Origin of the sequence: Streptococcus oralis, assembly GCF_003942875.1 — a bacterium.
Classification (GTDB): domain Bacteria; phylum Bacillota; class Bacilli; order Lactobacillales; family Streptococcaceae; genus Streptococcus; species Streptococcus oralis_BX.
Map to the genome: position 1 here is coordinate 224,591 of NZ_RMVK01000005.1, position 7,259 is coordinate 231,849.

3 protein-coding genes, 6 tRNA genes and 1 rRNA gene are annotated in these 7,259 nt (G+C 40.6%); all 10 read right to left on the reverse strand.

What is annotated here, in order from left to right; all coding sequences use genetic code 11:
* Nucleotides 1-29: 29 nt before the first annotated feature.
* Nucleotides 30-1,136, reverse strand: coding sequence for an FRG domain-containing protein (locus D8844_RS07175; RefSeq protein WP_044020147.1), 1,107 nt, complete (start codon nt 1,134-1,136; stop codon nt 30-32).
* Nucleotides 1,129-1,698: an ImmA/IrrE family metallo-endopeptidase gene (locus D8844_RS07180; protein ID WP_044020145.1), complete on the reverse strand. Its 570-nt coding sequence runs from the start codon at nt 1,696-1,698 to the stop codon at nt 1,129-1,131. Before D8844_RS07180 ends, D8844_RS07175 begins: the two co-directional genes overlap by 8 nt.
* Nucleotides 1,699-1,850: 152 nt before the next feature.
* Entirely contained in the window at nt 1,851-6,242 is a 4,392-nt protein-coding gene (locus D8844_RS07185) for a PolC-type DNA polymerase III (RefSeq protein ID WP_125423019.1), read from the reverse strand.
* A gap of 142 nt (nt 6,243-6,384) precedes the next feature.
* A tRNA-Pro gene (locus D8844_RS07190) sits at nt 6,385-6,458 on the reverse strand.
* A 15-nt stretch (nt 6,459-6,473) separates the two neighbouring features.
* Nucleotides 6,474-6,547, reverse strand: a tRNA-Arg gene (locus D8844_RS07195).
* A 93-nt stretch (nt 6,548-6,640) separates the two neighbouring features.
* Nucleotides 6,641-6,722, reverse strand: a tRNA-Leu gene (locus tag D8844_RS07205).
* A gap of 5 nt (nt 6,723-6,727) precedes the next feature.
* A tRNA-Lys gene (locus D8844_RS07210) sits at nt 6,728-6,800 on the reverse strand.
* A gap of 24 nt (nt 6,801-6,824) precedes the next feature.
* A tRNA-Asp gene (locus tag D8844_RS07215) sits at nt 6,825-6,897 on the reverse strand.
* A gap of 2 nt (nt 6,898-6,899) precedes the next feature.
* A tRNA-Val gene (locus D8844_RS07220) sits at nt 6,900-6,972 on the reverse strand.
* A 105-nt stretch (nt 6,973-7,077) separates the two neighbouring features.
* Nucleotides 7,078-7,193: ribosomal RNA gene (gene rrf / locus D8844_RS07225) — 5S ribosomal RNA — on the reverse strand.
* Nucleotides 7,194-7,259 lie beyond the last annotated feature (66 nt).

Below are 7,259 nucleotides of genomic sequence, written 5' to 3' on the forward strand. Positions count from 1 at the left end.
TAAATTTTTTAAAACAAACTGAAATATAGTCAGCTTGAGATTTTCTTTTCTTGTCCATTTGACTCATATTTTTCTGATAAATACTGTATTCGCTTCTCAAAATCTGGAAATAAATCCTCTTCAAAATAATAATATTCTCTCAATTTCTGAGTAAGCTCATCTTTAATAAACTTTAAACAGTTCAATTTAGAATTTTGAATTTGCTGTTTTTCCCTATCCAACAATTGTTCATAATCAGCCTTGCTATCAGAATCATCTAATTTTTCAATATTTGATAAATTTTTCTTCTCTTCATCTAGATAATTTGTATAATAATCTTCTGAAAAATGTAAAACTATTTTTATACAGGTTATTTTTTCTATATCAAAAGATTTATTATTAAAAATCTTATCAAAATTTAAAAAAGCCCCTTGTTGCGCTATTATTCGTTCATTTTTCTCACTTTTTTTCACTTCAGTAAATAGATGCTTCTTCCTATGAACTTGTTCATCTATATTAAAAAGATAAATAGTTGGTTCTTTATATTTATTAAATTGTTCTGACAACATAAACAACATGGCTATATATGGATTTTTTGTTATATCTAAAAGACTTGTTTTTAAACCATAATGTTGCAATAAAGATAATTGATACTCTCTCTGCTCTATGCTATCGGACGATCTAAAGTCAAAGTAAGATACTTTGTCGGGAAACTCATTTGCTATTTTTAAATATAATGATTCGAATTCTTTTCTATAAGAGTTTTGGACATTTCCTCTCAATATACCAGGTACCAAATCGTAATGATGCGATTGCCCTCGAAAATAGTTACAGCTACCTGTCTTAGCTTTACCAATGCAAAATTGAAACAATTCCTTATATACATAAAACAGCTGCCAATCATCAGGATAACTATTTCCAAATAAAATATTGTTAAAAAGATCAATAAAATTTTTCAACTCGCTAAAATAATCATTTTGCTCATTGTATTCACCAATCTGTAATGATTGAATTTTATATACTCTCCCATCTGGTTGAGCATCTAAATTTTTTACATAGTTTATAACTATCTCAACTTCGTCAAAATAGTCTTCAGATTTATATTTTTGAAAAATTTTATTGTACGAGTCTTCTGTCCATTCACTAGAATTATTCATCTATAAATACCTGTAAATTCTCCAGTCTGTAACTTAGAGCTTGCTTAGATACATTGAGTGTCACAGCAGCCAATTTAGTAATCTCCGAAATATCATATTCATCAAAACTTTGATCAACAGAATACCCTAGATTAGCTATAGACTCCATTATTACACTTATAACTAAATTTCTAGGCATTATCAAATCTGCCGCAAAATTATTAGCAGCAACTTCATTCATTCTATCAATAGTATTTTTATATTTTGTCATATCATCTGTTCGATATGATTTCCCTTTATGGCCCAATATAATATGTCCAATTTCATGAGCAATAGTAAATCTTTGCCTATATTCAGGCTCAAACTGATTTACAATAATTTCTCGTTGTTGGTTCTCTTCATCATTATTGATACTCCAACCAGAGTGCCCAACAAAATCAAATTTCACATCAATATCGCATGCCCGAGCTATTGCATTGACATCTATTTCTTGACTTGTTCCTAAAGGAATATTCGCAATATTTTGTTCATATTCTCCAAATTTTTTCAAAAACTCAGGACTATATATATCTTTATAACTCATAGCTTTCCTCCTGATAACTATCACCTCTATTATATCATAATTCATCTATACTATTCGCAATAAATTTTTTTTTTTACAATGAAACAGATTGAAGAAATATACCTTTTAGTCTGGTATTTCCCTTCAATCTGTAATTCAAAATTCCTATTTTATTAAAACAAATCATCAAACAAACTCAACTGGTTATCCTCTGGCATATTACCAAGAATCCCCATTTCATCCATCTTCTCAACCAAGGTTGATGAGAGTCCGCCACGCTTGCGCAGTTCTGTCTTAGAGAGGAACTCACCCTCTTCACGCGCACGCACCAACTGCTTGGCAACGTTCTCTCCCAGACCATCCATTGCTACAAATGGTGGGATGAGGGTATCTCCATCAATGATGAATTCAGTCGCATCACTACGATAGAGGTCTAACTTGCCAAACTTAAAGCCACGTTCCCACATTTCATTGACAATCTCAAGAGTTGTATAGAGGTCAATTTCCACATTAGAGGCTTCATTATTCTTCCGTTTTTCAGCGATTTCTTCCATTCTACGTTTGATGGCATCCAAGCCGGCACCCATGGTCTTGATATCAAAGGCCTTGGCACGGATAGAGAAGTAAGCACAGTAATAATAAATGGGATGGTGAACCTTGAAGTAGGCTACACGCAAGGCCATCATAACGTAGGCTGCCGCATGGGCCTTAGGGAACATATACTTGATTTTTCCACAGGATTCGATATACCACTCTGGTACCTTATTAGCCTTCATAGCCTCGATGTAGCCATTTCGCTCCTCTTCGGAGATCTTCAACCACAAGCCCTTACGTACCCGTTCCATGATGGTAAAGGCCATCTTAGGTTCAAGACCAGCATGCATGAGGTAAACCATGATGTCGTCCCGACAACCGATAACAGTTGATAGGTCTGCAATCCCTTGCTTGATCAAATCCTGAGCATTTCCCAACCACACATCGGTACCGTGGGATAGACCTGATAGCTGAAGCAACTCTGCAAAAGTCGTCGGATGCGTCTCGTCTACCATCCCACGTACAAAGTTGGTTCCAAACTCTGGAATCCCCAGCATACCCGTCGGCGTACCGATTTGCTCAGGCGTCACACCTAGCACATCAGTTCCAGAAAAGAGGGCCATGACACCTTCATCATCCATAGGAATTTCATTAGGGTCAATCCCAGACAAGTCCTGCAATTTCCGAATCATGGTCGGATCATCATGTCCCAGCACATCGAGTTTGAGGACATTCTCATCGATATCGTGGAAGTTAAAGTGAGTCGTCTGCCATTCAGCCGTCACGTCATCCGCTGGATACTGAACAGGCGTAAAGTCGTAAACATCCATGTAGTTAGGAATAACAACAATTCCCCCCGGGTGTTGTCCCGTTGTGCGCTTGACACCAGCTGCACCTTGGGCAAGACGTTCCACCTCTGCATCACGATAAAACTTCCCATAGTCTCTCTCGTAGCCCTTTACAAATCCATAGGCAGTCTTAGCAGCCACCGTACCAACCGTTCCTGCACGGAAGGCATATTCCTCACCAAAGATATCACGTACATCCAAGTGGGCGCTAGGCTGATCTTCTCCCGAGAAGTTCAAGTCAATATCGGGAACCTTGTCTCCATCAAAACCAAGGAAGGTCTCGAAAGGAATATCCTGTCCATTTTTGTTAAGTTTATGACCACAGTTTGGACAATCCTTATTGGGCATATCAAACCCTGAACCATAAGAACCATCGGTGATAAACTCGCTGTACTGACACTGACCACAGACATAGTGAGGAGAGAGAGGATTAACCTCCGTAATCCCAATCATGGTCGCAACGAAACTGGAACCGACAGATCCACGAGAACCCACCAAGTAGCCCCGTTCATTGGAACGTTGCACCAGCATCTGCGATGCCAGATAAATCACGGCAAATCCATTCCCCAGAATGGAAGTTAATTCTTTTTCAATCCGTAAATCAACGATATCTGGCAGCGGATTTCCATAAATCTCAAAAGCTTTCTTGTAGGTCAGCTCGGCGACCGTTTCTTCCGCCTTGTCAATGAAAGGTGTGTACAAGTCACCCTTAACAACCTCAACAGGTTCAAAGATATCTGCCAAGGCATTGGTGTTTTCAATGACTAATTTGCGTGCTAAATCTTCTCCCAAGAAAGCAAATTCATCCAACATTTCATTGGTCGTTCTAAAATGAGCCTTCGGTAGCGGTGCTGGTTGGGCATGTTCACCATGACCGATGGTTCGGTTAATCATAGCCCCCTGGCCTAAACTACGTACGATAATTTCACGGTAAATCTCTTCTTCTGGTTCGATATAGTGGACATTTCCCGTAGCTAGAACAGGCTTGCCAAGGCGGTCTCCCACTTCTATCAAGCTTTTGATAATGGTCTGGAGTTCCTCCATATCCTTGACCTGCTCTTTAGCAATCAAGGGAGCATAGATAGCCGGTGGCATGACCTCAATAAAGTCATAATACTTGGCCACCTCGACCGCCGCATCCACACCTTGGGAAACGACCGCATCAAAAACTTCACCCTCAGAGCAAGCTGACCCTAAAATCAATCCTTCTCGATGGGCATCTAGAACTGTTCTCGGTATCCGTGGTACTCCTTCAAAGTACTTGGTATTGGACAAAGAAACCAGTTTAAAGATATTTTTTAGACCTACCTGATTCTTGACATAGATAGTCGCATGCTTGATCCGAGCTTTTTTATAAGAGTCTGGACTGATTAGATCAATGTTGAGTCTAGCTAAATCAGTCACACCATGTTTTTCTGCTACCTCTTTGATAAAGATGAAAAGCAAACGACCAGTAGCTTCCGCATCGTAGTTGGCCATGTGGTGGTGTTCAAGTGCTACACCAAAACGCTTAGTCAAAGGCCCCAAACCATGACGTTTATACTCAGGATAGAGATTTCTAGCAAACTCTAGCGTATCGATAACTGGCTGGCTAATCTTAGGCAGACCATGACGCTCATAGTTGGCATTCATAAAGCCAACGTCAAAGGTAGCATTGTGGGCGACTAAGACTGTATCCTTGCAAAATTCTTGGAATTCTTGCAAAACTTGTTCCAGTGGTTTAGCATTTTTGACATGATCATCTGTAATTCCTGTCAACTCAGTAGTAAAGGCTGATAATGGATGTCCGGGATTGATAAATTCATCAAATTCGGCAATAACATTCCCCTTATACATCTTAGAGGCCGCAACCTGAATCAAGTCATTATAGATAGCTGAAAGTCCCGTCGTTTCCACATCAAAAACCACGTAGGTCGCTTCTGACAAGTCCATCTCCACTTCGTTATAAACGATTGGAACACGGTCCTCCACAATATTGGCTTCCATTCCATAGATCAGCTGGATTCCAGCTTTCTTGGCCGCCTTATAGCCGTGTGGGAAGGATTGAACATTTCCATGGTCGGTGATGGCAACCGCCTTGTGCCCCCACTTAGCAGCTGTCGCAACGATTTCCTCTACCTCTGGTAGAGCATCCATAGTCGACATATTAGTATGAGCATGAAACTCAATCCGACGCTCACCTTCTGGCATCAAGTCCTTCCGCTCATAGTGAACAACTTCCTGCACATCCTGGACGTTCATGGTCAAATCACGTGTGAAGTTATTCATCTCCACATTCCCACGAACTCGGAGCCAAGAATTCTTCTTAATGATGTCAAACTTCTGAGCTTCTTCTTCATTCTTAACCCATTTTTGCATTGAAAAACTTGAAGTGTAGTCTGTCATTTTAAAGTTGATCAAAACGCGACCAGTTCTGGTCACCTTATGCTCCACATCAAAAACGACTCCTTCAAAAACCAGGCGATTTTCCTCAGTCGTCACGTCGATCATCTGGGTAACTTCAGCCTTATCTAGTTTAGGCTTGGCCGCAGCCTTTTTAGCCTGAAAATCAAAGGCTGGCTTCTCTTCTACTGGAGGAGGAGCCATTTGTTCCAGTTGCTCCATAGCCCGGAGCGCTTCCTCATTGGCAGCCTGAACGATTTGTTCATTCTCCGTATGGAAGGCCTCCTCCTGCTCCTGTGTAAGAGCATCATTCTTTTCTATTTGACAAACAAAGGCTGGGAAACCAAATTTTTCAAGTTGCTTTGCTAAATTAGGAAGATGATTCTTCTTAAAGTGCTCCTTATCAATTGCCTCTGAACCTTCAATAATGAGTTGATTTCCTTCCGAACGAACGTTTAAATTCTGGTAAAGAGATTTAAACCCCTGACTTGCACATGGACCTTCAGAAAAAGCCTCTCTATAGTAGGCCTGTAAGAGTTCATTTGAAAATTCTTGAGAGAGAACCTTGATTTCAAAAACAGCTCGGTTTCCTGTCTTAGAAAATTCTTCACCAAGCCCTTTCTTTAACTCTAAAAAGATTTCAATCGGTAAAATATTAGAAAATACAAAATGAAATTCCCAAATCTTACTAATTTTATGAACCACAACACGCTCAATTCTGGCATCAACAAGAGCAGGATCCCGTCTCAATTGATCAGAGATTCCTAGTTGATTCATTAAAATTTCAAACTTACTTGCCATTCATTTTCCTCACATTATTCTCTTACTATTTTACCATAATTAAAGAAAATATATGACTAGTACCATTCCTTAAGCACTGCTAGTTTACACAAATTTGTTCCGTAAATAAAAAAAAGATACCTTTAAGTATCCTCGTAATCAATCGGGAAGACAGGATTCGAACCTGCGACACCTTGGTCCCAAACCAAGTACTCTACCAAGCTGAGCTACTTCCCGCGTTAAATAAAAAAATGCACCCTAGAGGAGTCGAACCTCTAACCGCCTGATTCGTAGTCAGGTACTCTATCCAGTTGAGCTAAGGGTGCTCATCATTATATGCCGAGGACCGGAATCGAACCGGTACGATCGTTACCAATCGCAGGATTTTAAGTCCTGTGCGTCTGCCAGTTTTTCTATTATGCGGGTTAAGGGACTTGAACCCCCACGCCGTTAAGCGCCAGATCCTAAATCTGGTGCGTCTGCCAATTCCGCCAAACCCGCAAATATGACCCGTACTGGGCTCGAACCAGTGACCCATTGATTAAAAGTCAATTGCTCTACCAACTGAGCTAACGAGTCTAAAATAACTTCCGTTATCTTAAACGGTCCCGACGGGAATCGAACCCGCGATCTTCGCCGTGACAGGGCGACGTGATAACCGCTACACTACGGGACCTATGGGAGTTAACGGGATCGAACCGCTGACCCTCTGCTTGTAAGGCAGATGCTCTCCCAGCTGAGCTAAACTCCCAAAGGGCGGAGTCTAGCTCAGCCAACGGTAAGAAACTTCGTTTCTCTCATCCGCCGATTGTAATTTCGATTTCCTCTCAATTACAACTAAGCTAAACTCCCTCGAGCTAAGCGACTTCCATATCTCACAGGGGGCAACCCCCAACTACTTCCGGCGTTCTAGGGCTTAACTACTGTGTTCGGCATGGGTACAGGTGTATCTCCTAGGCTATCGTCACTTAACTCTGAGTAATACCTACTCAAAATTGAATATCTATCAAATACCAAGAAAACCTCACACTTCGTATT